We start from the raw sequence: 23,650 nt of genomic DNA on the forward strand, positions 1-23,650 counted from the left end.
GAATCCCCCCTCGAGCTGATTTCAGGGATCGAGTTCGGGAGTCGTGAACGCACCCTCGTCCATCTCAGGATCGTACTCCTCGATGGCCGTTCGGACGAGCGAGAACACGCCGTGCTTGCTCCAGCGGGCGGTATTGATATGGAGGTCGTAGAACGTCTGATTGCCGATATCGATCTCGTAGTAGGACTGATAGCGGCCGGCTTCGCTCACCTCGCGGACGAGCATCTCGGCGTCGGTTTCGCCGCGGTCGTCGATCCGGTCGAGGCGGACGTCTTCGGGCGCGTCGAGCCAGATCCGCAGGTCGGCGCGCTCGCCGGCTAGCCAGCCCGCGAGCCGGGACTCGAGAATGAACGGCTTGTTGGCCATCCCCCACTTCTCGGCGATCTGCTGGAGGCGTTGGTCGAGCGCGCGGTCGATGTCGGCGGAGCCGTCGGCCTCCGCGGTGAGCTGGTTGAGACTCATATCGCGGTCGTCGGCGAGTTCGCGGAAGATGTCGCCGCCGGAGACGTAGGGACAGCCCATCGCGTCGGCGAGGCGTTGACAGAGCGTCGTCGCCCCGCAGCCCGGCGGCCCGGAAACGGTGATGAACAGTCTCGTGTCGATCTCCGCGTTCGAACCGTCTGCTGTGGCCATACGTTGATCCACTCGGTCCCCCCTGAAAAGGTTCCGGCCGCGATCGAATCCGATCGTCGCTCGCGAGCGCGATATCTCGGCGGCGGACACGGGTCACGGTCGCGACTCCTCGAGGCCGTCCCCCGATATCAGGGCGTAAACGAGTTGCCACATTCGGTACACGTCAGCCGGAAAGCACCGTCATCCGTCAGTTCGAGGCCGTGGCCGACCTCGTCCTCGCAGTCCTGACAGTAGAGTATCGACTCGATCTGGTCCCAGTCGTGTTTCGACTTGGGCGCACCGAAGGCGAAGCCGACGACCCGCTCGTCTGTATCGTTGTAGCCGTGCTGGAAGTCACCGGGTGCGAACCGAATCACCTCGTCCTCGTCGACCGCCACCTCCCCTTCTTCTGTGTCGAACGTCGCGGTCCCCTCTTGGACGTAGAAGACCTCCTCCTGATCGTGATGGGTGTGCAGGCCGCCCGAAAAGGACTCTCCCGGCTCGAGTTCGAAGTAGTTCATCGCAAAGTCCGAAAATCCGAGCGCGTCCGAAACCGGCCGTCTGATCGAGTGAACGTCCATCGGGTTGGTTTCGATGTCAACGTCGTCGATAGCGACTTTCTCCATGCCTTGTCGTTCGGGTCGGGATGCAAAAATCCCATGGATGAGGATATCTACCGAGATCGGTCCCTTGGCCCGACCGATTGGCCGCCGAGTCAGCGGTGGACATCGGGGCGACCGGAAGAGTAACGCATACAGTCGTTCGACACTGACGAGTACACGTGAACCGTCGGACGGTACTTCGAACCGCGGGGGTGGCCGCGACGATCGGGCTCTCAGGCTGTGCCGATGCGCTCCAAGAGCACTACGAGGGCACGTTCCAGGGCCTGGTCCCGATCGAGATCCACAGTGAAGCCGAGAGTCACTACGATGTCACGCTCGAGGCGTACAAGCCGGGGACGAACCGCCAGACCTACGACGAGAGTTATACGATCACGGCCAACCAGTCGGCCACGCCGCCCCATCTCGAGGCGACCGAGCAACATCTCCGCGTGACCAAGTACGAACGGCAAAGCGAAGAACAGACCACCGAGGAGGCGACGATCACGCCGAACACCAAGTCGGTGATCATCAGGATCACTGACGACGATCTGACAATAGAACTCAGCAGCGACGACGGCGAATCGTCCGGGCCGGCCGCTGAACCGGGAGCAGAGGGTTCCGGGACGGACGGACCCGGGACGACAGATCCCGAACCGAACGACTCCGAGCAGACCGACGGCGGAACGAACGAGACTGATTCTACAGCGGATACCGGCGCATAACGCGAATCCGATACCTGCCCCCGACGGGCGAACCGCTTCGGGTTCAGGGATACGGATGAAACGCCCGCTTGAGGCGCGGTTCGAAGCCGAGGTCGTCCGGTACCGTCCGCGCGCGTTCGCCGAAGAACGACTCGTCGGTGAACAGCGGCTGGGCACCGGGGACGACGACTCGGACCGCCTCGAAGCCGATCGACTCGACATCGCGCGTCGTCAGGCGCGCCGCAAACGGCGTCAGCCCTGCGTCGGCCGTCCGCGAACACAGCGCCTCGAGACGGTCGAGACCGGTCGGGACGGAGTCGGGACCGACGCTCGCTGCGGGAACCGTCCGGTCGGCGTCGACGAACGCTCGCGCGCGCTCGGGGAACGACGCGTACTCGCCAATCGCGCCACCGGCGTCGGCCGCATCGTCGGGGCCGAGACTGCGCAGTTCCATCCAGTTTTGGAGCGCCTCCTCGAGCGCCGCGGTCGCGGCCGCCGCGGCGTCGAGGCCGGCCGCCGAGCCGACCGCGAAGGCCGGCCACGCGTCGTCGGTCGCCGAAATCGGCTCGTCGCCCTCGAGCGCGTCCGGCTCGCGATGGACGGCCACGGCGACGACGGGCACGTCGATATCCTGCGTGACGAGCAACGGCGTCACCGAGAGTCCCTCGCTCCGGGCGCGGCGCTCGAGCGTCGCGAAAGCGTCCGTCTCGACCGACAGCCCGAGCGGCTCAAATGTCGAGTACCAGGCGAGCATCGTCGCGTCGCGCTCGATCACCTCGGTCAACCCGGACACGAGCGCGTCGACCGTCGAGGAGCCAAGTCCCAGCCCGGTCGTGATCGCCGGGACCAGCGACGCGCCCGGCTGGGGGAACTGGACCGCCGCGGCGGGCAGGTGTGTCGGTTCTCCGGTCTCGAGGGCCTCGCCCGGCACCCAGCGGTGTTCCTCGCCGGAGTCGTACGCCGGTGTGTCGTCCGGCCGCACGAGGTCCGCCGGCGCGACAGCGTTCTCGAGGTCGTCTTCGCTCGCGCGGACGAACTCCGCATCGCGATAGACGCCCGCGCAGTAGCGCTCGAGCCCCTCGCCGACCGCTTTCATCAGGGCGGCGTTCCAGTCGTCGGCGACGCCGGCGGCCTGTCGGGGCGCGCTCGCGTCGCTGAAGGCGGTCGTCTCCGCCACGGTCGCCAGGTAGTAGGGGGCCGGGAACGACTCCACCTCGGCGATACTCGAGACGGGGCCGACGCGGTCGTCGATCGCCCGCTCGGCGCGTTCGACCGCTGCATCGAGGCCGAGCGTTTCGGCATCGCGCTCGAGCGATCGATCCCGACTTTCCTCGGCGCACGCACAGCCCGGAACGGGCAGGAACTCCCGGCGGGCGTGTGGCACTTCGCGTACCTGCCCGATGATCGAGCGCTCGTCGCCCGAGAGGACGCGAACGCACTCCCGACCGGCGATCGCACCGGCGAGTCGTGCTCCGGCGCGATCGGCCTGCGGGGCGTCGGCTCGCTCCTCGAGATTCGACGCGACCCGCGCACGGAGACAGTCGAAGCAGCCGGTGGCGGGCGCGAATCCCGAGATAGCGGCGTCGACAGCCGAAAGCGGGTGGCCGCCGATCCCGCCGATCTCGACGGCGATCCAGGGCGTTCCGCCCGAACGGGCGGCCTCGTTCGCCTGATCGAACGTCGCCGAGCCGGCGACGTCGCTGACGACGGCGAAGCGGGCATCGGAGAGGGACGACGGCTCGGCGTCACGGACGCCGATATCGACGTCATCGAGCGCGGCGACGACCGCCTCGCGGACGGGATCGTCACCCACGACGTGGACTTGCATACCCCTACCTGCTGGCGCGGGCGGCAAAAACGCCCCGCTCGAGCGTGGCCGGGACGGCGACCGGTTCGACGAGTGGCGATGAGCCGCGACCGGTGCTCAGTCCTCGATCGGGGTCGCCGAATCGACGGAGACGAGTTCGTCCGCCGACTCGAGCAGGCCCACGCCCCAGGTGACGGTCACGGGGACGAGCGCGGTCGTAAAGACCGCGATGAAGACGAGGATCGAGAACAGTTCCGCGTCGATAACGCCGGCCTCGTAGGCGACCTGTGCGATGATGATCTCGACGGTCCCGCGACCGTTCATGCCGAAGCCGACGACCAACCCCTCGAGCGAGGTGAGCGACGTCGGGAGCGAGAACAGCCAGGAGCCGATGATCTTGCCGAGGAACGCGATGGCGACCAGGACGGCGAGCACGACGAACGAGTCGAAGAAGACGTCGAACGTGATCTGGAAGCCGACCGTGACGAAGAAGACCGGTGCGAACAACCCCATCGCGAGGTCGTACATGACCGTGTGCATGTGCTCGTAGAGCCCGGGTTCCACGTCGGACTGCCGGAGGAACATTCCCGCCATGAAGCCGCCGATGATCATGTGCAGGTCCGCGAGCGTCGCGAGCTGTGCGAACAGCAGGGAGACGAGCAGCGCGAACGTGAACGCGGTTGTCCGATCGACGAACCCGTAATGCTCGCGCTGACGCTCAATATACCGCCACGCGATCGGCAGGAACCGATAGCCGATCAGTAACGTCACCGCGAAGAAGCCAAACGCCTGTAGGAGGATCACGCCGATCTCGTTCGGATCGAGTCTGCCGGCGGTGACGTAGCTATCGACGCCCGCGAACGCGATGAGCACGCCCACGTCGGAGGCGAGCGCGCCGCCGAGCAACACGTTCGCGATCCGAGTGTCCAGTAGCTCGAGGTCGGCGAGGATCCGGGACTTCGTCGCGAGCGACGTGGCGGCCATGGCGAGTCCGAGAAAGAGCGCCGCGCCGACTGAGATGCCAAGCCAGATGCCGGCCGCGTAGCCGAGTCCGAACGGGATGACGAACGCGCCGAAGGCGATCAGTAGTGACTGAGGACCGAGCTCGAACAGTTCGCGGAGGTCGACCTCCATGCCGACGTAGACCATGAGGAGGAAGACGCCGAGTTCCGAGAGGACCGACAGCAGTTCCGAGGGATGCAAGAGCCCGAGCAGCGCGGGTCCGAAGGCGATGCCGGCGAACAGCTCCCCCATCATCGTCGGGTAGCCGAGGCGCTCGGCGAACGCGCCGAACACCCACGCGACCGAGAGGACGAGCAGCAGACTCAGGATGTCGATACTAACTGTTTCGACCATCGAGTATCACCGTGTAGCGCGGTTCGAACGGCACCCTCGCTGTTCTCGTTCGTCGACCCGCCAGCGTGAATCGTCGAAGGGGTATTCCATCGTGATTCGGACTCGAGTGAGTTCGTCACCTCACGAGCACTTTACTGAATGGGGTGGTCCGTCAGTCGTTGGTACTCGCGTCCGTCTCACCGACCTCGAGGTCATCGCCGAGACCGGGAGCCGGCGGCCCGTCGGTCACGTCGGCGTCGCGCCAGGTCCCTCTGCGGTACCAGCCGTAGGCGAGGCCGGCACCGACGGCGTTCGAGGCGGCGAACGCAAGCCAGATTCCGCGGTACTCCATCGTCGTTTGCGAGAGGACGTAGGCGATCGGGAGTCGGATGACCGCGTAGGTCACGAGAACGATCGCCGCGGCGGTAAGTGTCTTCCCGGTGCCGCGGAAGCTTCCGTTGTAGGCTCGCATCACGCCGATGAAGCCGAACGAGGGCGCGACGTACCGGAGGAATGTGACGCCGACCTCGATGACCTCGGGATCGTCGGTGAACACGGCGGTGATGGGCCGTGCGCCGAGCCACGCCACGACGCCGAGCGCGCCGAGGATAACGAACATGGTTTTGGCGGCGAAGGTGGCGGCCGCTTCCGCGCGTTCCGGTTTGTCGGCACCGACGTTCTGTCCGGTCATCGTCTCGACGCCGCGGGCGACCGCGATCGCCGGCAGGAAGATGACCGAGAACACGCGGGTACCGATGCCGTAGGCCGCGACGACGTAGGTTGGGAACAGGCCGACGATCACCAGCAGGAGGTTGATCGACAGGGCTCTTCCCATGCCCTCGATCGACGCCGGAAACCCGATTCGAACGAGTTTCGTGGCGAACGAGAGGTCCGGACGCATCTGGCGGAGCCGAATCCGGACGCCTCGCGTCCCGCGGAACATGATCACCAGCCCGACGACGAGTGCGAGGGCGCGGGAGAAGACCGTGGCGATCGCCGCCCCCTCGATGCCGAGTTCGGGGAACAGCCCCCAGCCGAAGATCAGGAACGGGTCGAGGATGACGTTGAGGAGTACGGAGCCGAGCATCACCAGCATCGGCGTGATCGTGTCGCCATAGCCCCGCATCAGCGCGATGAAGACGAAGAACCCGAACATGAAGGGCATCCCGAGCGAGATGACCTCCATGTAGTCGGTCGCCAGCGGCAACACGTCCGGCGACGCGCCGAGGAGTCCGAGTAGTCCGTCGACAAAGACGTAGCCGAACAGGCCCAGGATCACCGCACCGAGCAACGACAGGGCGACGGTCTGCGAGGCGGCGTACTCCGCCTCGCTCTCCTCATCTGCGCCGATGTGCTGGGCGACGAGCACGCTCCCGGCGACGGACAGCCCCATGCCGACCGAGATAAGCAGGAAGACCATCGGGAACGCGAAGCTAATGGCCGCGAGCGCTTCGGTGCTGTACTGACCGAGCCAGAACGTGTCGATGAGGTTGTAGGCCGTCTGCAACAGATTCGTCACGATGATCGGCAGCGAGAGGTAGAACAGCGGACCAGCGATATCGCCAGAGGTCAGATCGAACTCGTCGCGGCCCTTGAACAGTCCGGAGAGTCGATCGAGACGGCGCGAGAGCCAGCCCACGAGGCGATCGATGAGGCTCATTCGCCGGCCTCCCCGTCCACGTCAGTTGTCACCGTGTCTCGCTCGGTCGCCTCGTCCGGCCGCAGGGTCTCGTCGATATACTCGTGGACGTACTGGCGCGTCCGTTCGGGCGGCCGATCGACCGCGGCCGCTCGCGTCTGTGCGCCGTGAAACAGCGTGACGAGGAAGTCGGCCGTCTCGTCCGGATCGATATCCGCACGGAACTCCCCCGCCTCGAGGCCGTCCGCGACGAGGGTCGCGATGCGCGCTTGAAGCGCGCGGTCGAACGCACTCAGTTTCTCCCGGAAAACCTCGTTGTACGGCGCTTGCGCCTTGATCTCGAGGATCGCCGTCCGGAACTCCTCGGCGGAGCCCTCGTCCGCCGGCGTCAACAGTTCCTCGAGAAATTCGTGGAGCCGTTCGGCCGGCGTCTCGCCCGGAATCGTCTCGGTTCGCTCCTCGAACCGGTTCAGGAGAAACGCCAGAAACGACTCGAGGAGGTCCTGCTTGCCCTCGAAGTGATAGTGGAGCGTCCCCTTGCTTTTGGTCGATTCCGCGGCGATATCCTGCATCGTCAGATCCGCGTAGCCGTGCGTACAGAGCGCTCGATACGTCGCCTCCATAATATCGTCGATCGTCTCGTCCGTCATTCAATGCGTATCTGAACTAACTGACTGGCCAGTCAAAAGCCCTTCGTACCCGGCGGATCACGTTCGGTCAGATCGATGAGTCGTGCCCGGCGAATCGAGTTCGGTCGGATCGGCGCGTTCCGCTGGCGGCCGAGAGCAACGGGACGCGGCAGGCCGGCTGCCGCCGCTGAACGGTCGCAACCGGCCGAAAACAGCGTCCGTTACTGAGAGCGCAGCGACCGACAGCGAGGGGGGTTACTCCTGCTCGCGCAGCCGCTCGAGGACTTCCTCGGCGTTTTCGACGGCCTGTTCCTTCTTCGCCGGGTAGGCCTCGACCTTTCCGCGGAAGGTAATGCCCTCTCCGAGGCGGACATCGCCCGCGAAGGCCGCTTGCTTGTCGAGTCGGAGAAACAGTTCGGTGTTCTCGGTGACCCGCTCGTCGAGTTCGTCGATCAACTCGTCAAAGGACTCGAGGTCGGCCAGCCGCGAAAGGACATGGCGGACGTCGTCTGCCTTCTCCACGCGTGCCGAGAGGACGAGGATGCGGTCGCCGTAGTGGCCCTCGCTCTCGGCACGTTCGATCTCGAACGGCTCGTCGTCGTCGGGGAGGAACGTTCGGAGGGCCTCTTCGACGCGTTTTTCATCCTCGGTAGCGTAACAAAACGTCCGTAAATCGACGTAGTGAAGCGGGATTTGTGGCATCTGCGATTCGAAGTGTGGTGTGGTTTGCGGGCGCGGTGTCGTCGGTCCGGTTCGGTCGGCGAGTAGACTCGAGGGGCGAACCGACTCGCGAGCGGTAGTTATTCTTCGTCTGCGTCTGTCTCCTCGTCGGCGTCGTCGGCCGCCTCGAGGTCGTCTTCGGGGACGCCAGCCTCCTGGCCGTCGTCGAAGCTGATGGTATAGGTGACGTCGCCGAACATCGACTCCATCGTCTGGGAGATGGTGCCGGTTTCGCCGTCGAACTCGCTGTGCTCGTCGTGGAGGACCACGCGGTCGTCTTCCTCGAAGCTCATGGGAGGTGATTCCCCGTCTGCGTGTAAAAAGGGACTGATTCGTTGCAACACGAACCGTCACGATCGATCGTCCATCGGTCGCAGTCGAGCAATCGTCCTTACAGTCGCTCGCTCGAGTCGCCACCCCTCCGATCGCACCACCACTCGTAACCGAAGCCGGCGACGACGGCGATGCCGGCGGTACCGCCGAGGAACGGCACCCAATAGACCCAGAAATCGAGGCGCGGCGAGATGGCGTTGCCGATCGCAGTCCCGATGGTGAAAATCAGGTAGCCCGGCAACGCGAGCGGCGAGAAAAGCCGCGTCTCGAGCCAGCCCAGTCCGAACGGGACGACCAGGAGCGCGAACGTGGCGAGCGTCGCCGGACTCGTCGCGATCCGACGAAGGGACACGGGTAGTCGACCGTCGCGATCACCGTCGCTGCCCGCGCGTCGGCTGCTACCAGTCATGCGCCACCTCCGACCTCGAGCAAGCCGTGCAACTCGAGGACGTGTGCGGCCGCCAGTCGCGACAGTTCAACCATCGTGGAGTGATCGAGCAGGAACTCGGTGGTCTCGAAGAGGTAGGCGCTCGCCCCGAGTTCGCGCGCGGCGTGCTGGAAGAGCAACGGCCCGGTGAGGGAAGTCTCTCCGGCCGTGAATTTGTGGAACGGCAAATACCACGGGACGGCATCCTCGTTGAGGCGGTCGGCGAGCCGTTCGCCGCGGGCGTCGGGCGAGTGAAAGATCGCCTGCCCGACGAACTCCCGATGAAGGCTGTAGATTCCGAGCGACCGATGGAGGTCGAGCACCACGTCCGGCTCGTGGGCCTCGACGGCGTCCCAGATGCCCGCTGCGAGTTCGCTCTGGGGCTCACGGTCGGCCGGAAACTGTCGATTCAGGTCGCCGTCGACGCCGCGGCGCTCGTTGTTTTCGACGGCCACGCGATTGGTCTCGGGAACGACGACGAGCGTCCCCGCGTCGGGACGCCAGTCGGAGATTTCTCGAGTGGCCTCGATCCCGCCCCGTTCGTCGCCGTGGACGCCGCCGAAAACCATCGCGGTCGGCCCGTCGTTCGGCGCGTCGATCTCGTAGAGCGATGTCTCGTGGTCGGTTCCCGAAAGGATCGTCTTCGTGTTCGAACTCCCTTCGCCGGCATCGGGAGATTCGCGAGCCGCCTCGAGCAGGCGCTCGTTGCTCGGCGGTCGACTCACAAAGCCAGACACGGCAATCCCCGCGAGCACGCTCGCGCCGCCGGCCAGATACGTCCGACGTCTCATTGGGCGGGAGAAGAACGGATGTCCTAAAGCCCCTTCTCATTCGTGACGCGAACAGTGTCAATTCGGACCCAGGTCAACACAGGGTGATCGTCGCTTACCGCGCGTTTTCGAGCGCGACGGCGGCATCCGACATGAGCCACGCGTCCTCGCTGTCGACGCGTTCGATACTGAGCGCGAAAAACGACTCCCGTCCGTTGTCGACGGTGATGCGGTAGCCGCGACTCCGTACCGGCCCGGTCTGTGCAGCGGTGTTCGATTCAGCAGGAACCACAGGTACCCCTGGGATGGCGCGCGTATAACGGACTCGGATCGAGCGGGCCGACGAATCCGATCAGACGTCCAGTTCCTCGAGCAGTGTCTCGGCCGCGGCGCTCGAGGAGCCGGGGCCGCGGGCGGTGACGAGGTCGCCATCGACGGTGACGCTGGTGTCGGAATCGAGTTCGGCGTCCCAGTTGCCGCCCGCTTCTTTCACTTCGTCCTCGACCCAGTAGGGGAGCTTGCGGCCGTCGGGCATGCGATCGGCCTCGTCGACGATGCCCTCCTCCCACTCGTTGGGGAAGCCGGTTACGTCCCGGCCGTTGACGATAAACGCGCCGTGGCTGTCCCGGGCGAAGCCGAGCATGCCGACGGCGTGGCAGACGACGAGCGCCTTGCCGTCTCCCTCGACGATGTCGCGGAAGAGTGCACGGGCGTGTTTGTCCTGATTGATGTCCCACTCGGTGCCGTGGCCGCCGGGGAAGACGACGGCGTCGTACCCCTCGGCGTCGGCCTGTGCGACCGGGATCGGATCGTTCAGTCGCTCGTCGGTCTCGGCGACCTCACGGACGTGTTCGGCGGTCTCCTCGCCGACCTGTTCCGGATCGAGCGATCGTTCGTCGACGACCGGCGGATCGCCCGACGGCGTCGCGACCGTGATCTCGACACCCGCCTCGGTGAGCGTCTCGAGGGGCTCGACGCATTCCTCTCCCCAGTACCCTTCTTCGCTGACGACGAATAGTGCGTCCGTCATATCCGTCTCTAGGACGAGCAGCGTAAAAACGACCAGCCCACCCCTCGGTTCTGCCGCAATCCCCGAAAACACGTTCGTCGAGGAGACAGTCACTCCGACCGAGGGTGGCCTTTTTCGCCGTCGATCGTCTACGTTCGGTAGGTGATACCATGGCAGATCGACCGCGTCCGTTCGACGGTATCGACGACCTGCTCGACCGACTCAATCGCCAGATCGAGACGGCGGCCCGGTCGTGGGAAACGCAGGTGGACAACCGAAGCCGACTCGATCTCTCGACCGGCGGCTCGACGACGAGTCTGGACCTCGCCGACGAGGGCGACGAGTTCGTCGTCACCGTTGACGTCCCCGGCTACGAGAGCGACGACCTCGAGTTGCGCCTCTCCGGCGAGTCGCTGGCCGTTTCCGGGCAGCGAGAACACAGTCAGGAAATGGGCGGCGACGAAGAGAATTATATCCGTCGGGAACGGAAGACTGAGTCGTTCAGCCGGCAGATTCAGCTTCCCGAACCGGTCGACGTCGACGCGGTTCAGGCAAGCGTCAACAACGGTATCCTGACCGTGCGGCTGCCAAAGCGCGAGGCGGACGAGGAGGCGCACTCGATCGACATCGACTGAGACGGACTACTGTCAGTCAGTTCCCGCGCACCCGCAGGACGGTTCGCGGGTGCGCCGGGACATCGGTACAACAGACCGTATGAGTGCTCCGCATCGGTCGAACAGCCGGCACGATAGTACGTCGGTCGAACGGCCATTGACGAGTCGTGTGTCGATCGAACGCCGAGTCGATGAGTCGGGCCGTTCGTCGGTTTCGACATCAGTCGTCGAGGTTCAGCGCATCGAAGAACCGACGGGTGAGCCGCCTGCCGACGAACTCGAGGAGTGCGCCGTCGTCGTCGTCGTCGTCGTCGTCCGCGAAGAGCCCCAGTTCGATCCGGCCGCCGGCCATGTCGTGGTGGCCGCCGACCGCACCGAGTTCGTCGAACCCCTCCGCTAGTGTCTCGCCCATATGAACTCGCGGATCGATCGAGCGGCCGCTCAACCGAATCGCGTCGCTGACGACGCCGTAGACCAACACGGTGTCCACTCCCTCGAGGTTGATCAGGTAGTCCGCCGCCTGCGGAAGCGCGTCGCTCTCGCCGGTCTTGCCGACGCTCGCGACGAGGGACGAACCCCGACGCTCTCGACTGGCGATCGCTCGGCCGATCGCATCGAGCGTCCCCGGAGAGAACGCGCTGCCGTACAGCTGCTCGAGGATTTCGAGGTCGGCGTCGGGATAGACGGCGAGCGCGGCCTCGTACTCGCGCCGCGTGGGTTCGCGGACGAAATCCAGCCGCTCGCGGTGGAGCGCGAAGAGGAGCGCGGAGGCGAGCCGCGTCGTCATGTCGACCTCGAGTTCCTGCAGATACTCGATGAAGATGGTCGCGGTCGCACCGTATTCGTCGCGAACATCCTCGAACGCGGCGTCGGCCGACTCGCCGGGGTGGTGATCGACGACGATGTCGGGAGTGACGTCCGCCGGCACTTCGGTGTTCGCCCCCGGTCTGGTGTGGTCGACGAAGCTCACGCTGTCGTACTCCTCGATCGCGGTCCTCGAAAGCGTCTGGAGACTGATCTCGAGGAGGTTGACGAACGCGCGGTTTTGCTGGTGGGAGATCTCGCCGCCATAGGCGATCGTCACCTCCTCGACATCGTGGTCTCGCGCGATCGCTTCGAGCGCGAGCGCGCTGGCGAGACAGTCCGGATCCGGATTGTCGTGGCAGACGATCGCCAGCGAGTCCGTGGTCTCGAGGACGGACACGAGCTCGGCCGCGCGTGACATACCGGAGATATGGTGACGAGACGCTTGAATCCCGTGTCGAGTCTCATGGAGTACGACTGGCTCGCCGGCTCGAGGAGCGGACGGACGTTCGTGATCATCGATCGTCACAAAGCGTACAGTTATTTCACACCGGACGACCGAAGAACGAGTATGCGAGACGCGTACCTCGTCGGTGCGGGGCAGTCGGATTATGGGGCTTTCCCGTCGGAGAGCTACCGGTCACTGTTCCGGACGGCGTTCGATGCGGCGACGGACAGCGTACCGAAGGAACTCGAGGCCGACGACGTCGACGAGGCGTTCGTCGGTAACCTCGGCGTCGGCGGCCGCCAACTCGGCCTCTCCGGACCTGCGGTAACCGAACACGTCGGCCTCGACGGCGTCCCCTGCACCCGGGTCGAGAACGCCTGCGCGGCCAGCGGCTTTGCGGTGCGACAGGCTGTGCAGGCCGTCAAATCGGGAATGGCGGACGTCGTCCTCGCGGGGGGCTTCGAGATCATGTCGGATATGAGTTCGGACGCGACGAAGTACTGGCTCGGCGTCTCGGGTGAGACCGAGTGGGAACGCCTCTCCGGAACCACGTTCTCCGGCGTCTACGCCCAGATGGCCAGCGTCCACATGGAACAGTACGGGACCACGCGCGAACAACTCTCCCGAGTTGCCGTCAAGAACCACTCGAACGGCGCGAAGAATCCCCACGCCCAGTTAGGATTCGAGTGCTCGCTCGAGGACGCCCAGTCCGCCCCGGTCGTCGCGGACCCGCTCAATCTCTATCACTGCTGTCCGACTTCGGACGGCGCGGCGTGTGCGCTGATCGTCAGCGAGGACGTCGTCGACGAGTACACGGACGACCCGATCCGGGTCGCCGGCGTCGGTGCCGGCAGCGACACCGTCGGTCTCTTCCAGCGCGATACCTACACCGGCGTCCCGGCGAGCCAGCGGGCGGCCGAGTCGGCCTACGAGATGGCCGACGTCGAACCCGATGAGCTCGACTTCGCGGAGGTCCACGACTGCTTTGCGATTGCAGAACTGCTGGCCTACGAGGATCTCGGATTCTGTGAGAAAGGCGAGGCCGGACAGCTCATCGAGTCCGGCGCGACCGAACTCGGCGGCGAGTTGCCGGTCAACACGTCGGGTGGCCTCAAGTCGAAGGGCCATCCCATCGGTGCGACCGGTGCCGGCCAGGTCGTCGAGGCCTACAAGCAACTCTCCGGCGCGGCCGGTGAGCGACAGGTCGAAAACCCCACACGCGGGCTGACGCACAACGTCGGCGGCAGCGGCGGTGCGTCCGTGATTCACATTTTCGAGAAAGAACGCGAGGTGAGCGCGTGATGGCGGCCGCAATCACCGGCGTCGGCGCGTATGCGCCGCGGTTCCGCATCAGCAGCGAGGCCTTCGAGGAGGCCTGGGGGCAGTTCCACGCCGCCGGCGTGACCGAGAAGGCCGTTCCCTCGGCCGACGAGGACGCCCTGACGATGGCCTACGAGGCCGCGACGCGAGCGCTCGAGGCAGCGGCGACCGACCCCGACGACATCGACTGGCTGGCCGTCGCGTCCTCGCGACCGCCGGCGGCCGAGGAGGACCTGACTGTCCGGCTCGGGGCGATGCTTTCCCTCTCCGAGTCGGCGACCGGACAGCTCTTCAGCGGCAGTACCCGTTCCGGTACCCGCGCGCTCTGGGCTGGTATGGACGCGCTCGAGGCAGACACAACGACCGCGCTCGTCGTCGCAGCCGACGCGCCGCGGGGCGACCCCGACGACGGGATGGATCACGCCGCCGGGGCCGGCAGTGCTGCGTTCGTCCTCGAGCGCGACGGGCCGGCCGAGATCACCGATCGCGCCGAGTACTCCGCGCCGTATCCGGGAACGCGGTTCCGCAACAGCGGTGAGGACGAGACGCAGGGACTGGGTATCACCCAGTACGACCGGCAGGCGTTCACCGAGACGATCGGCGGCGCTGTCGACGGCCTCGAGGTCGAGCCAGAAGCCGAGGCAGCCGCGATCCAGGCACCGGACGGCAAACTCCCCTACCGCGCGGCCGGCGCGGCCGGCGTCAGCACGGACGTGATCCAGGCCGCCGCGACGGTCCACGAACTGGGCGACCTCGGTGCCGCAAGCGTCCCACTGTCGCTCGCGCGGGCACTCGAGGACGGCTACGAATCGGTCCTGGCGGTCTCCCACGGCAGCGGCGCGGGCGCGGACGCGTTCACCGTCGAGGCTGAGGGTGACGTGCCGGCCGTGACCGCACTCGAGGGCGACGATCCGCTCACGTACGCCGAGTACCTCCGCCAGCGCGGCATCGTAACCACGGGGCCGCCGTCGGGCGGCGGCGCGTACGTCAGCATCCCCTCCTGGCGGCGCTCGCTTCCCCAGCGTTACCGACTCGAGGCCGGTCGCTGTTCGGAATGCGGTGCCCTTTCCTTCCCGCCGGAAGGCTCGTGTGACGACTGCGGCGCGCTCGCCGAATACGAACCGGTCGAACTGGCCGGCGAGGGAACGATCGAGGCCGTGACGACCATCTCGCAGGGTGGCGCGCCGCCGGAGTTCGCCGAACAGCAGGCTCGCTCGGGCGACTACGCGGCCGCGATCGTCGCGCTAGAAACCGATAGCGGCGACGAGACCGTCAGCGCCCCGGCGATGGGGACCGACGCCGATCCCGCCGACTTCTCGGTCGGCGACCGAATCGAGACGACGATCCGCCGGATCTACACGCAGGAAGGCGTCACCCGGTACGGATTCAAAATTCGGCCCGCGAGCGAGTAGCGGGCTCGAGCCCCCGTCGGGACTGGTTTTCGACGCTGTTGAACCGGCTTTGTTGCCATATTTCGGTATAGATGTCCGTTCACTACAGCTTCGAATAGCCCGTGAGGTGGAGTGTGAGTAAACAGTCGCGTTCGCTGAGCCGCATCGCCGAGTCGGTACAACTCTCGCACAACCGTTCTTCCGAACGTGGGAACTGCTCACACGCAGACATACTATTTATATCTGGATTGCTAACGTAGGAGTATGCCACACGATCAAGACGTCGAAGGGGACACCTCCGAAATTTCGTCCGAGTACGAATGTCTCCAATGCGGGAGGATAGTCAGGGCCGAGACGAACCCCGGCGAATGTGAGAAGTGCGGCGGCGATTTCCAGAACCGAGCGAAATCGGTCGAATAACCACTCGAACGGCGTCGTACAGTAACGGACCTGTCACTCTCGAGCGCCTACTCCCCCGTCAGCGCCTCGCTCGCCGGCGCGAACTCGATCGTCTGTCCGCGGCCCTCGCGCTCGGCGCGCTCGTAGAGCATGTACGCCGCGGCGACGGTCTCGATACCCGTCCCACCGCTGTCGAAGAGCGTGATCTCGTCGTCGCTCGTCCGCCCGGGTGCCTCGCCCGCGACGACCTCGCCCAGTTCCGCGTGGATGTCGTCTTCGGTCACGCGTCCCTCCTGAACGGCCAGCAGGAACTCGCCGGAGTCGAACGTCGCGCGCTCTCGCAGGTCCGGAACGTAGGTCGCCCGTTCGAGCGTCCTCGTGTCCACCTCACGCTTGTCCGGCGAGTACTGGCCCATCGCGGTGACGTACGTGCCCGGCTCGAGGGTGTCACCGTCGAAGACCGGGTCGCTGGCCTGCGTCGCCGTGATGACCACGTCCGCGCCGGTGATGGCGGCCTCGCTCGAGTCGACCGCATCGACCGAGGCCTCGAGGTTGTCATCGAAATCGGCCGCGAAGGCCTCGCGGTTTTCGGGCGTCGGCGAATAGACGCGGACCTCGTCGAAGTCGCGAACCGTGGCGGTCGCGCGGAGCTGTCCGCGTGCCTGGGCACCGCTGCCGATGACCGCGAGCGTCTTGGCGTCCGCGCGGGCGAGTTCGTCGACGGCGACGGCACCGGCCGCACCGGTTTTGAACGGGTTCATGCTGGCACCGTCGAGCAGAGCGAGGGGCGCACCGCTGTCGGCGTCGAACAGCGGCGTCATGAACCAGGCGTCGGTGGCACCGAACCCCGCGCTGTACATGTACCCGCCCATCGCTCCCGTCTCCGGAAGGATGGCAGCATAACTCGTGAACATCCCGTCTGGATCGCCGCGGAAGAACTTCGATCGCGGCTGTGCCGGTGCGCCGTTTCCGCGCTGTCGATAGCCGTCGCGAACGGCGTCGACATAGTCGGTCGGTGTCGCGAGGTCTGCGACGGCATCGCTGGTCAGAAACCGGGTCGCTGTCATGACCGAGACGAGGGACCGAAGCGACGAAACGGAACCGGAAGCGGGTATAGCGGGAAAACGAGTGAGAGAGAAGATGACCGGAATTCCTTAGTCCGCGTGCGGGGGACGCGCAGACCGGGGCTCGTCGGCGGCCTCGGCCGGCGTGTTGACAAACATTGCGTGTCCGATAATCGCCATCGCCACAAGCGAACCGATCGGCACCGCCGCAGTCAACGAGATCCCCACGACGGTCAGGGCTGCGGTGATACCGAGCAGTGCGACTGGGATGAGGCCGAGAACAATGTCGTAATATCCAGTCATAATGTATTCTGTAGTATGGGAAATACCCATATAAGTGTTTCCCATAATCGGCTCGTGGTAGACCCATCCCTAATTGATATCCATAGGGTTGTATTCTCATAACTTATAGATTGATTATAAACTTTGTATTTTCCCTCGAGTGCGTCGTTCCCCAATTATTGTACGATATGTGTTCTATCGGAACTCGCCACATACGCTGTCAGACCGGGAATAGAAGTCGATATAGGTATTTATTATGAATATTCGAACGCTTACCGCCGGCCCGTTTCGACGAAGCCAGTGAGAACGATCGTGACTTATCGCGATCGTGAGCGAAACAGGGCGTATCCGAGCCGCCAACCGAGCAAGGCGACGAGCACGATACCGGTAATGACGACCGGAAACGGCCAGGTCGTGCCGCCCTCGAACAGCGGCGATCCACGAAGCATGAGCCCGACGTTCGCCGCCGCGATCCATGCGGTCGCCGTCAGACGAAGGCCATCGGTCCCGATGAGAGTAGCGCGCGTGTACACGCCTGCGAGCGCTGCGACGGCGATCCACCCGATCACGAACGGGGCAACCGTCTCGAGCGAGGCGAGCGGTTCGGCAATCGGGTTGCCACCGTGTTCGACGTTCCCGAGGAGAACGAGGCCGACGACGATACCCAGGTCGACGACGCCGATACCGACCCGTTCGCGGTCGATCGATCCGTCCCGGGAGCCGGTCTGAACTGCCGTGTCCATACCGGTACTCGGCATCGGAGTCATATCGGTTTCCCGATTCTGATCGGCGCGAACGAACCTGACAGGAGAGGAGGAACCCGGCGACGGCGAGCCGCCGAGTACCATCCAACGGACGGAGCGTCTCCGTGCGAGGGGGGCCTCGCACACTCTAGCGGTCGGCGGACGGCCACTTTGTTATCGATTCCGTTCAGGCTCGGTCGTCGGATGGCCCGAGGGGTGTTCCGCGAGTAATTAGTTGCTACACGGACCGATTCCGACGGGTGTCGGGTTGAGACGACACCCCGAACTGATGCCAATCATGACTGTCAGCAGAAGAACTAATAAAGGACGAATACGAACCGATGGCGTGATGGCTGCCGTCGGCGACGAACCGACCGGCTGTGATGGCTGTGGTCGAACGGCTCCGCTCGAGGAACTGACGACAGTGACGATGCCGGACGGCGAACAGGTCGTCTGCTGTCAGCACTGTGAGCCACACGCCAGAGCGGCCGCCGAAAGAGGCGGTTCGCTCGATCAGCGTCGGGACACGTGCGACGGCTGTACCGGCACGTTCCGCCTGGCCGAACTCGAGGACGTGGTGCTCGACGACGGAACCGTGGTGACCTGCTGTCCGTCGTGTGTCGCTCAGGCCCCGAATCGTGACGATGACGGCGGATCCGATACTGACGGCACTGACGAGGATATCACAGAGGGACCCACAGCCGCGACCGACTCCGAGCGTTCCACCGAAGCAGGTCCGGACGAGGACCGACGCCGCTGTAGTCAGTGTCGCGAGCAGGTCTCCGAAGAGCTCTTTCGCGTTACCACAATCGACGAGCGCACGGAACGGTTGTGTGCCGACTGCAAGTCCGACGCCGAGGAGCGCGGTATCGTCACCGATGTCGAGATGCGAAAGACGAGGGCTCGCGAGGTTCTCGGCGTGGACGCCGGCGCGAGCGACGAGACGCTCCGCAAAGCGTATCACGAGCAGGTCAAACGCGCCCATCCCGACCGCTCGAGCGGTAGTCGGTCCGCCTTCGGGCTCGTCACGGACGCTTACGAACGGCTTCGGGACGGCGATTGACGATCGATTCCGTCTTTGCGGCCCAAAAATCCGATCGTCGCCGGGTTGAAGTAGTACGTCGACTCACAGACCGCACACGACGTCGTCAGGTGTTTCCCGTGGCTGTGGAGTTTCCAGAGTTTCGTCTGTCCGTGCTCGAGTTCGAGCGTGACCGGGTGGCCGCAGTCGGGGATCGTACACGGGAATCGGATGTACCAGTTCGGTACCGAGAGCGCCCCCAGCGGTGAGAGTTCACTCCGGAGTCGGGAGAGCAGGTTGAAAATCGTCACCGAGAGGTCCCCCCGATCGATCGTCAGTCCGTCGACGTCGCCGACGTATCCGCGACGGCTGACTCCCTCGTCGCGAAGCGGCACGACGGGAATCCCTTTGGCCACCGCGTAGCCGATCTCCTGATCGATCCACGTGTTATCGGCCGCGTCCTCGGTCAGCACCGCGACGACCACGTCGCTGTTGGCGAGACGCCCCTCGAGTCGCTTTCGTGATCGCCCGGACTCGATCTCCTCGAGCGCGAGGTGGACGCCGAACGGGAAGTTTTTGACCGTCGAGAACAGGTCCTGGGCGAGCTCGAGGTCACCTGGCGCGTGTGAAACGTACACCTGTTCTCCGGTCATTGAATCGTCTACGACAAGAAGGCGCGTGAAACGTTATTAATCTATCTCCGCGACGTATTTACCGGCCGTCGTGTTCGCTTCGGTAATTTTTTATGGATTTTAACACGCGCTGGGAAAACTCGAGTTGCGAGAGGTCCGAACCGAGGCGCTCGAACCACTCGCGTTCGGCGTACCACCAGCCGCGGGTCTCTCCGTCGGTCGTCAGCGATGTTGCTTCGAGGCGTCCCGGCGTCCACTCCCGTTCGTCGCCGATCGTCAGCAGCGCCCGCACCACCGCGCCGACTTCGTCTCTCGTGATCGCGGGCGATTCGGATACGGTCTCGTACTCGAGTTCGATCCCGGTCCCGTCGTCGGCGGGGGGTTCGGTTGGTTCCATCCACGTGAACGACGTTACATAGATCCCATGGCTCATCAATCGATTCTCGAGCGCGACGGCCACGGGTCGCTCCCCGGCCGCCGGATCAGCCACGGACTCGGGCCCGTCGTCGGTCATACCTCCTCTACGACGGACGGGGAGAAAAGTCGGTCGGCGACGTGCGCTCGTCGATCGGTCTACGTTCGCGAGTCAGTTCAGAGCGGCGCGACGAGGTCCTCCAGAGCCGCTTTCGGATCGTCGGCCTTCGCGACGCCGCTTGCGAGGAGGACGCCCCCGGCACCGAGATCGCCAGCAGCAACGACGTCATCACCCGTACTAATGCCCGCGCCACAGAGGACCGAGACCTCGGAGTCGACGTTCGCGGCGGCGTCGACGGCGTCCTCGACGACGTCTGGATCGGCCTGGCTAACCGGTGTGCCGGTTCCGATGAGTGCCGGTGGTTCGACGGCGACCGCGTCCGGCCCTACCGCGGCGGCAGCGCCGATCTGGGCCGGGTTGTTCGCGCAGACGATCGTCTCGAGGTTCGCTCGCTCGGCCGCCCGGACGGCACCGTCGATATCGGCCAGTTTCAGTCGCCGTTCGGAGTGGTTGAGCAGCGTGCCGACCGCGCCTGCGTCGGCGACGCTCTCGGCGAGCGATTGCCCGGTGTTGCTCCCGTGCTCGATCGAATCGACGTGCTGGGCCCACGTCTCCGCGCCCGTTTGTGCAACCCGCTCGAGGTGGGTCGCCTGTGGCGCGACGGCGAGCCGGGCGTCAGTGGTCTCGTCGACGTCACGGACGGCTTCTGCGACGGCGATCGGATCGCACGGATATGTCTTCAGGTTAACGAGGACGAACATATCGGCAACCCCACCCGCCCGAAAGAAATAGCTTGCGAGTCAGCGACGCTAACGAGAGCGGAAGCGAAGACCCGCTTCAGTCCTTTCGCTTGACGACGTCGCCCAGCGTATAACTCCCCGTCGAGGAGCCGCCGGACCACTCCGAGTCCTCACCGGAACTCCCCTCGGCGTTCAGATCGATCTCGAGGAAGTTCTCGAGTTTCGTCTGGACGCGATCGCTCGGGAGGGTGTCGCCGCGCTCGATCTTGCGAATCAGGCTGGCCTTCTCGTTGAGTTCGTTCGCGAGATCGGACTGGCTTAGTCCGTTGTTTTCACGAGCGTTACGGACTCGCTCATCATAGTCGGTCGCCAGTTCGTCCATGTCGTCGAACATGTCCGACCGGCGCTGACTCGAGCCGCCCGAACTCGAGGAACTCGCGCTGGAACCGGTGGACTGGCCACCGCTCGACGAGGACGAACTCGAGTCGGTCGAGTACTTCGTCGACGAACCCGAACTCGAGGTCTGTTTGACTTCAGTGCCGAAGTCCGTGCAGTCCGAACACACGTCTAGCTTCGCGCCCTCGACTTTGATGGTTTTTGGGGACGACGTCTCGGCCCCACACATCTCGCACTGAACCATGTCCGTTCCTATATCGCGGTAAGGGATAAAGGATGCGACGCGACTCCATCCAGTCAGACGCCCCGTTCAGCGGGGTGAAATGGCTATCGCTCGAGGGCGATCCACGAGTAGTAAAACCGCTGCAGCGCGGTCAGATGGCCGACGACCGCGAGGAAGACCAGCAGCAAGCCGACGAGGGTGAAATCGCCGACGATCGGCCCCGAGAGCGGATAGGCGAGGAAGCCGGCGACGCCGATGATCGCCAGCCGGTCGGCCCGACCCACGAGTCCGCCGTAGACCCGGTCGAGGCCGACTGCCTGGGCCTGCGTCCCGAGGTAGGAGGTCATCACGACTCCCGTGACGGCGGCGAAACCGAGCAGGTAGTCCTCGAGCCCCGCGGCCAATCCGGCGATGACGACGATATCCGCGTACCGGTCGAGGACGTGATCAAGCAGGTCCCCCCCGGCGGAAGCGACCTCCTGTTCGCGCGCGAGCGCGCCATCGACGATGTCGAGCCAGCCGTTCAAAAAGACCAGCGTCGCCGCGACGGCGTACCAGATCGGATCCTCGAGCCCGCCGAGTGCGAACGCCACCGCAGCCAGAATCGCCATGCCGAACGCGACAACGCTCACGCCGTTGGGCGTCATTCCGACGCGGTCGAACCCCTTGACGAACGGGTCGAGGAATCGCGACACGTACGGGCGGAACTTGTCGAGCGTCACGTCAGGTACCCCATGTAGTCGACCTCGCCGGCACTCGGCTCGCGGTTACCGCCCGCGACCGCCGCGAGTTCGTCCGCGACGCCGGCCGGGTCGCGCTCGGTCGTATCGATTTCGTAGACCGACTCGAGGCCGTGTTTCTCGACGGCTTCGGATAGAATGACGTCAAGGGCCTCGCTCTCGGCATTCTCACGCGCTTTTGCCTCGGTTTCGCCCCGTTCGAGCAATCGCTCCTCGAGCGCCTCCGGCCGACACCGCAGTACTGCGACCCGATCAGCATCGAAGTGATGCGCGAGATGGGATTCGATCACGATGTCGTCGCGCCCGTCGAGCCAGTCGCTCAGCGCGTCGAGGTCGGCGACCTTGCTTTCGCGGTCGGCGTCGACCTCGGTGTAGAGTTCTTCGTCCTCGAGCACCCGGTTGAGGTGGATCACCTCGAGATCCGGGATCGACGCGTCGTCCGCTGTGGCATCGGAATCGGCCAGCCGAGACTCGAGCAACTCGGTCGCGGTCGTCTTCCCGGTCCCGGGAGTGCCGGTGACGGCGATTCTCATTGGTCGGCCACCTCCGCATCCGGGTCATGGGCCTCGTCCGTCGGGTCCGTCTCGAGTCCGAGATCAGTGAGGACGTCGTTGAGCGTCGCGACCGCTCGCTCGGTCTCCTCCTCGGTGCCGCAGGTGATGCGGAGACAGCCCGGGAGGCCGAAACTCGAGCAGTCGCGAACGATAACGCCGCGCTCTTGCATTTCCGCGGCGACCGCCGAGGCGTCGCCGACGTCGACGAGCGCAAAGTTGCCTTCACTCTCCCAGACGTGGGTTTCGATCGTGTCTCGCATGTACGCGCGCGACTCGCGGGCCGTCTCGACGGTTCGCTTGACGTGTTCTTCGTCGTCGACGGCGGCGAGACCGGCTCGGCAGGCGAGTTCGCTCGCCGCAAAGGGGGTGTTCACGCGGGCGTAGGCGTCGGCCCACTCGTCGGGGACGACGGCGTAGCCGAGTCTGACCCCGGCCAGCCCGTAGGCCTTTGAGAACGTCCGCAGGACGGCGACATCGTCGCGGGCGTCGAACCCGTCGCGGCCCTCGAGCAGGGCGACGGCGCTGTCCCGGTCGGCGAACTCGCCGTAGGCCTCGTCGACCACGACCAGCGTCTCGTCGTCGGTTTCGTCGGCGAGACGCTCGATTTCTTCGAGCGGCATCGTCGAGCCGGTTGGGTTGTGCGGGCTCGTGAGCCAGACGATCCGCTCGTTGTCGTAGGCCTCGAGGACGACGTCGGCGTCCTGATCGAAGCCGTCGGCTCTTGAGAGTTCATACTCGGTGACATCGCCGTGATGGAACCGGGAACTCATGCCGTAATACGCAAATCCCGGTCTCGGGACGAGGACATCCTCTCCTGGCTCGAGGGTCGCCCGGTGGAGGTAATCGATGGCTCCGTCGCCGCCGTTAGCCAGCCAGACTTGCTCGTCGGTGACGTCCCAGCGGTCGGCGACGGCGCTCGTGAGGTCGGCGTGGGCGGCCTTCGGGTAGGAACTCACGCTCGAGGCCGTCTCGCGGATGGCCACGGCAGCGGCCGGCGAGGGGCCGTGTGGGTTCTCGTTCGAGGCGAGTTTGACGAATTCCGAGGGGTCCCGGTCGAGTTCGCGGGCGACCTCCTCGATGCCTCGACCCGCCTCGTATGCGACGTGATCGGACAGGTCGCGCGGTTGCATACGGGAATCCTGTTTCCCGTGGCTCTTAAGGGTGCTTACATATGGTGAGTCGCCTCTTCCTGACTCTCCACACTGCTGTGGCGCGTGCTG

Annotated in this window: 29 protein-coding genes; 6 read left to right on the plus strand and 23 right to left on the minus strand. The window is 65.2% G+C overall.

Annotation, left to right across the window (positions count from 1 at the left end; translation table 11 throughout):
* Nucleotides 1-21 precede the first annotated feature (21 nt).
* Nucleotides 22-633, minus strand: coding sequence for a (d)CMP kinase (gene cmk, locus ACEWFR_RS01365; protein WP_374059359.1), 612 nt, complete (start codon nt 631-633; stop codon nt 22-24).
* 128 nt (nt 634-761) lie between these two features.
* A complete protein-coding gene (locus ACEWFR_RS01370; RefSeq protein WP_374059360.1) occupies nt 762-1,238 on the minus strand; it encodes a cupin domain-containing protein in 477 nt (158 codons plus the stop codon).
* A gap of 155 nt (nt 1,239-1,393) precedes the next feature.
* On the opposite strand from ACEWFR_RS01370, the gene ACEWFR_RS01375 reads away from it, so the two are divergent.
* The gene (locus ACEWFR_RS01375; RefSeq protein ID WP_374059361.1) at nt 1,394-1,936 is read left to right on the plus strand and encodes a hypothetical protein; all 543 of its coding nucleotides are present in this window, start codon (nt 1,394-1,396) and stop codon (nt 1,934-1,936) included.
* A gap of 43 nt (nt 1,937-1,979) precedes the next feature.
* On the opposite strand, the gene ACEWFR_RS01380 is transcribed toward ACEWFR_RS01375, so the two are convergent.
* The 10 genes from ACEWFR_RS01380 to ACEWFR_RS01425 all read right to left on the minus strand — a co-directional run bounded on the left by ACEWFR_RS01380 (nt 1,980) and on the right by ACEWFR_RS01425 (nt 10,605).
* A complete protein-coding gene (locus tag ACEWFR_RS01380; RefSeq protein ID WP_374059362.1) occupies nt 1,980-3,743 on the minus strand; it encodes a YcaO-like family protein in 1,764 nt (587 codons plus the stop codon).
* A gap of 96 nt (nt 3,744-3,839) precedes the next feature.
* Nucleotides 3,840-5,078: a cation:proton antiporter gene (locus ACEWFR_RS01385; RefSeq protein ID WP_374059363.1), complete on the minus strand. Its 1,239-nt coding sequence runs from the start codon at nt 5,076-5,078 to the stop codon at nt 3,840-3,842.
* A 151-nt stretch (nt 5,079-5,229) separates the two neighbouring features.
* Complete coding sequence (locus ACEWFR_RS01390; protein WP_374059364.1) at nt 5,230-6,717, minus strand: MATE family efflux transporter; 1,488 nt, start codon at nt 6,715-6,717, stop codon at nt 5,230-5,232.
* Nucleotides 6,714-7,346, minus strand: a complete 633-nt coding sequence (locus ACEWFR_RS01395) for a TetR/AcrR family transcriptional regulator (RefSeq protein ID WP_374059365.1) — start codon at nt 7,344-7,346, stop codon at nt 6,714-6,716. The genes ACEWFR_RS01390 and ACEWFR_RS01395 overlap by 4 nt, the downstream gene beginning before the upstream one ends.
* A gap of 234 nt (nt 7,347-7,580) precedes the next feature.
* Nucleotides 7,581-8,027, minus strand: coding sequence for an RNA-binding protein (locus tag ACEWFR_RS01400; RefSeq protein ID WP_374059366.1), 447 nt, complete (start codon nt 8,025-8,027; stop codon nt 7,581-7,583).
* A 98-nt stretch (nt 8,028-8,125) separates the two neighbouring features.
* Nucleotides 8,126-8,338 (minus strand): DUF1918 domain-containing protein, encoded by a 213-nt coding sequence (locus ACEWFR_RS01405; RefSeq protein WP_374059367.1) that lies wholly within the window; start codon nt 8,336-8,338, stop codon nt 8,126-8,128.
* Nucleotides 8,339-8,436: 98 nt separating this feature from the next.
* Entirely contained in the window at nt 8,437-8,787 is a 351-nt protein-coding gene (locus ACEWFR_RS01410) for a hypothetical protein (protein ID WP_374059368.1), read from the minus strand.
* Nucleotides 8,784-9,596, minus strand: coding sequence for a succinylglutamate desuccinylase/aspartoacylase family protein (locus ACEWFR_RS01415; RefSeq protein ID WP_374059369.1), 813 nt, complete (start codon nt 9,594-9,596; stop codon nt 8,784-8,786). The genes ACEWFR_RS01410 and ACEWFR_RS01415 overlap by 4 nt, the downstream gene beginning before the upstream one ends.
* A gap of 94 nt (nt 9,597-9,690) precedes the next feature.
* Nucleotides 9,691-9,867, minus strand: coding sequence for a hypothetical protein (locus tag ACEWFR_RS01420; RefSeq protein WP_374059370.1), 177 nt, complete (start codon nt 9,865-9,867; stop codon nt 9,691-9,693).
* A 60-nt stretch (nt 9,868-9,927) separates the two neighbouring features.
* Complete coding sequence (locus tag ACEWFR_RS01425; protein ID WP_374059371.1) at nt 9,928-10,605, minus strand: type 1 glutamine amidotransferase domain-containing protein; 678 nt, start codon at nt 10,603-10,605, stop codon at nt 9,928-9,930.
* Nucleotides 10,606-10,754: 149 nt separating this feature from the next.
* On the opposite strand from ACEWFR_RS01425, the gene ACEWFR_RS01430 reads away from it, so the two are divergent.
* Entirely contained in the window at nt 10,755-11,219 is a 465-nt protein-coding gene (locus ACEWFR_RS01430; RefSeq protein ID WP_374059372.1) for an Hsp20/alpha crystallin family protein, read from the plus strand.
* A 199-nt stretch (nt 11,220-11,418) separates the two neighbouring features.
* Here ACEWFR_RS01430 and ACEWFR_RS01435 read toward each other — a convergent pair whose 3' ends face one another.
* Nucleotides 11,419-12,423 (minus strand): bifunctional oligoribonuclease/PAP phosphatase NrnA, encoded by a 1,005-nt coding sequence (locus ACEWFR_RS01435; RefSeq protein ID WP_374059373.1) that lies wholly within the window; start codon nt 12,421-12,423, stop codon nt 11,419-11,421.
* A 150-nt stretch (nt 12,424-12,573) separates the two neighbouring features.
* Here ACEWFR_RS01435 and ACEWFR_RS01440 point away from each other — a divergent pair, with 150 nt between their 5' ends.
* The 3 genes from ACEWFR_RS01440 to ACEWFR_RS01450 all read left to right on the plus strand — a co-directional run bounded on the left by ACEWFR_RS01440 (nt 12,574) and on the right by ACEWFR_RS01450 (nt 15,581).
* On the plus strand, nt 12,574-13,752 hold the full coding sequence (locus ACEWFR_RS01440; protein ID WP_374059374.1) for a thiolase domain-containing protein: 1,179 nt from the start codon (nt 12,574-12,576) through the stop codon (nt 13,750-13,752).
* A complete protein-coding gene (locus ACEWFR_RS01445; RefSeq protein WP_374059375.1) occupies nt 13,752-15,182 on the plus strand; it encodes a zinc ribbon domain-containing protein in 1,431 nt (476 codons plus the stop codon). The genes ACEWFR_RS01440 and ACEWFR_RS01445 overlap by 1 nt, the downstream gene beginning before the upstream one ends.
* Before the next feature lie 243 nt (nt 15,183-15,425).
* Complete coding sequence (locus ACEWFR_RS01450) at nt 15,426-15,581, plus strand: rubrerythrin-like domain-containing protein (protein ID WP_374059376.1); 156 nt, start codon at nt 15,426-15,428, stop codon at nt 15,579-15,581.
* Nucleotides 15,582-15,628: 47 nt separating this feature from the next.
* On the opposite strand, the gene ACEWFR_RS01455 is transcribed toward ACEWFR_RS01450, so the two are convergent.
* From ACEWFR_RS01455 to ACEWFR_RS01465, 3 genes are all read right to left on the minus strand, one after another.
* On the minus strand, nt 15,629-16,627 hold the full coding sequence (locus tag ACEWFR_RS01455; protein WP_374059377.1) for an ornithine cyclodeaminase family protein: 999 nt from the start codon (nt 16,625-16,627) through the stop codon (nt 15,629-15,631).
* Between the two features lie 87 nt (nt 16,628-16,714).
* Entirely contained in the window at nt 16,715-16,927 is a 213-nt protein-coding gene (locus ACEWFR_RS01460; RefSeq protein WP_374059378.1) for a hypothetical protein, read from the minus strand.
* 296 nt (nt 16,928-17,223) lie between these two features.
* A complete protein-coding gene (locus ACEWFR_RS01465) occupies nt 17,224-17,649 on the minus strand; it encodes a DUF3054 domain-containing protein (RefSeq protein WP_374059379.1) in 426 nt (141 codons plus the stop codon).
* 349 nt (nt 17,650-17,998) lie between these two features.
* On the opposite strand from ACEWFR_RS01465, the gene ACEWFR_RS01470 reads away from it, so the two are divergent.
* Complete coding sequence (locus tag ACEWFR_RS01470) at nt 17,999-18,712, plus strand: J domain-containing protein (protein WP_374059380.1); 714 nt, start codon at nt 17,999-18,001, stop codon at nt 18,710-18,712.
* Here ACEWFR_RS01470 and ACEWFR_RS01475 read toward each other — a convergent pair.
* From ACEWFR_RS01475 to hisC, 7 genes are all read right to left on the minus strand, one after another.
* Complete coding sequence (locus ACEWFR_RS01475; protein WP_098726695.1) at nt 18,685-19,323, minus strand: toll/interleukin-1 receptor domain-containing protein; 639 nt, start codon at nt 19,321-19,323, stop codon at nt 18,685-18,687. The two genes, ACEWFR_RS01470 and ACEWFR_RS01475, sit on opposite strands and share 28 nt — an antisense overlap.
* Nucleotides 19,324-19,381: 58 nt before the next feature.
* Nucleotides 19,382-19,816 carry a hypothetical protein gene (locus ACEWFR_RS01480; RefSeq protein ID WP_374059381.1) on the minus strand — a complete coding sequence of 145 codons (435 nt, stop codon included), beginning with the start codon at nt 19,814-19,816 and terminating at the stop codon, nt 19,382-19,384.
* 77 nt (nt 19,817-19,893) lie between these two features.
* On the minus strand, nt 19,894-20,538 hold the full coding sequence (tpiA, locus tag ACEWFR_RS01485) for a triose-phosphate isomerase (protein WP_374059382.1): 645 nt from the start codon (nt 20,536-20,538) through the stop codon (nt 19,894-19,896).
* A 76-nt stretch (nt 20,539-20,614) separates the two neighbouring features.
* Nucleotides 20,615-21,157, minus strand: a complete 543-nt coding sequence (locus ACEWFR_RS01490; protein WP_098726698.1) for a multiprotein bridging factor aMBF1 — start codon at nt 21,155-21,157, stop codon at nt 20,615-20,617.
* Between the two features lie 83 nt (nt 21,158-21,240).
* Nucleotides 21,241-21,858 carry a CDP-alcohol phosphatidyltransferase family protein gene (locus tag ACEWFR_RS01495; protein ID WP_098726699.1) on the minus strand — a complete coding sequence of 206 codons (618 nt, stop codon included), beginning with the start codon at nt 21,856-21,858 and terminating at the stop codon, nt 21,241-21,243.
* On the minus strand, nt 21,855-22,409 hold the full coding sequence (locus ACEWFR_RS01500; protein ID WP_374059383.1) for an adenylate kinase family protein: 555 nt from the start codon (nt 22,407-22,409) through the stop codon (nt 21,855-21,857). Before ACEWFR_RS01500 ends, ACEWFR_RS01495 begins: the two co-directional genes overlap by 4 nt.
* Nucleotides 22,406-23,560 carry a histidinol-phosphate transaminase gene (gene hisC / locus ACEWFR_RS01505; protein ID WP_374059384.1) on the minus strand — a complete coding sequence of 385 codons (1,155 nt, stop codon included), beginning with the start codon at nt 23,558-23,560 and terminating at the stop codon, nt 22,406-22,408. Before hisC ends, ACEWFR_RS01500 begins: the two co-directional genes overlap by 4 nt.
* Nucleotides 23,561-23,650 lie beyond the last annotated feature (90 nt).

This window comes from Natrinema sp. H-ect4, assembly GCF_041894845.1.
In the GTDB taxonomy this organism is placed as follows: domain Archaea; phylum Halobacteriota; class Halobacteria; order Halobacteriales; family Natrialbaceae; genus Natrinema.

Excerpts from the sequence above, each read along its gene's own strand:
- cmk (WP_374059359.1), bottom strand. The coding sequence starts at position 633 with ATGGCCACAGCAGACGGTTCGAACGCGGAGATCGACACGAGACTGTTC.
- ACEWFR_RS01370 (WP_374059360.1), bottom strand. The coding sequence starts at position 1,238 with ATGGAGAAAGTCGCTATCGACGACGTTGACATCGAAACCAACCCGATG.
- ACEWFR_RS01380 (WP_374059362.1), bottom strand. The coding sequence starts at position 3,743 with ATGCAAGTCCACGTCGTGGGTGACGATCCCGTCCGCGAGGCGGTCGTC.
- ACEWFR_RS01385 (WP_374059363.1), bottom strand. The coding sequence starts at position 5,078 with ATGGTCGAAACAGTTAGTATCGACATCCTGAGTCTGCTGCTCGTCCTC.
- ACEWFR_RS01390 (WP_374059364.1), bottom strand. The coding sequence starts at position 6,717 with ATGAGCCTCATCGATCGCCTCGTGGGCTGGCTCTCGCGCCGTCTCGAT.
- ACEWFR_RS01395 (WP_374059365.1), bottom strand. The coding sequence starts at position 7,346 with ATGACGGACGAGACGATCGACGATATTATGGAGGCGACGTATCGAGCG.
- ACEWFR_RS01400 (WP_374059366.1), bottom strand. The coding sequence starts at position 8,027 with ATGCCACAAATCCCGCTTCACTACGTCGATTTACGGACGTTTTGTTAC.
- ACEWFR_RS01405 (WP_374059367.1), bottom strand. The coding sequence starts at position 8,338 with ATGAGCTTCGAGGAAGACGACCGCGTGGTCCTCCACGACGAGCACAGC.
- ACEWFR_RS01410 (WP_374059368.1), bottom strand. The coding sequence starts at position 8,787 with ATGACTGGTAGCAGCCGACGCGCGGGCAGCGACGGTGATCGCGACGGT.
- ACEWFR_RS01415 (WP_374059369.1), bottom strand. The coding sequence starts at position 9,596 with ATGAGACGTCGGACGTATCTGGCCGGCGGCGCGAGCGTGCTCGCGGGG.
- ACEWFR_RS01425 (WP_374059371.1), bottom strand. The coding sequence starts at position 10,605 with ATGACGGACGCACTATTCGTCGTCAGCGAAGAAGGGTACTGGGGAGAG.
- ACEWFR_RS01430 (WP_374059372.1), top strand. The coding sequence starts at position 10,755 with ATGGCAGATCGACCGCGTCCGTTCGACGGTATCGACGACCTGCTCGAC.
- ACEWFR_RS01435 (WP_374059373.1), bottom strand. The coding sequence starts at position 12,423 with ATGTCACGCGCGGCCGAGCTCGTGTCCGTCCTCGAGACCACGGACTCG.
- ACEWFR_RS01440 (WP_374059374.1), top strand. The coding sequence starts at position 12,574 with ATGCGAGACGCGTACCTCGTCGGTGCGGGGCAGTCGGATTATGGGGCT.
- ACEWFR_RS01445 (WP_374059375.1), top strand. The coding sequence starts at position 13,752 with ATGGCGGCCGCAATCACCGGCGTCGGCGCGTATGCGCCGCGGTTCCGC.
- ACEWFR_RS01450 (WP_374059376.1), top strand. The coding sequence starts at position 15,426 with ATGCCACACGATCAAGACGTCGAAGGGGACACCTCCGAAATTTCGTCC.
- ACEWFR_RS01455 (WP_374059377.1), bottom strand. The coding sequence starts at position 16,627 with ATGACAGCGACCCGGTTTCTGACCAGCGATGCCGTCGCAGACCTCGCG.
- ACEWFR_RS01460 (WP_374059378.1), bottom strand. The coding sequence starts at position 16,927 with ATGACTGGATATTACGACATTGTTCTCGGCCTCATCCCAGTCGCACTG.
- ACEWFR_RS01465 (WP_374059379.1), bottom strand. The coding sequence starts at position 17,649 with ATGGACACGGCAGTTCAGACCGGCTCCCGGGACGGATCGATCGACCGC.
- ACEWFR_RS01470 (WP_374059380.1), top strand. The coding sequence starts at position 17,999 with ATGGCTGCCGTCGGCGACGAACCGACCGGCTGTGATGGCTGTGGTCGA.
- ACEWFR_RS01475 (WP_098726695.1), bottom strand. The coding sequence starts at position 19,323 with ATGACCGGAGAACAGGTGTACGTTTCACACGCGCCAGGTGACCTCGAG.
- ACEWFR_RS01480 (WP_374059381.1), bottom strand. The coding sequence starts at position 19,816 with ATGACCGACGACGGGCCCGAGTCCGTGGCTGATCCGGCGGCCGGGGAG.
- tpiA (WP_374059382.1), bottom strand. The coding sequence starts at position 20,538 with ATGTTCGTCCTCGTTAACCTGAAGACATATCCGTGCGATCCGATCGCC.
- ACEWFR_RS01490 (WP_098726698.1), bottom strand. The coding sequence starts at position 21,157 with ATGGTTCAGTGCGAGATGTGTGGGGCCGAGACGTCGTCCCCAAAAACC.
- ACEWFR_RS01500 (WP_374059383.1), bottom strand. The coding sequence starts at position 22,409 with ATGAGAATCGCCGTCACCGGCACTCCCGGGACCGGGAAGACGACCGCG.
- hisC (WP_374059384.1), bottom strand. The coding sequence starts at position 23,560 with ATGCAACCGCGCGACCTGTCCGATCACGTCGCATACGAGGCGGGTCGA.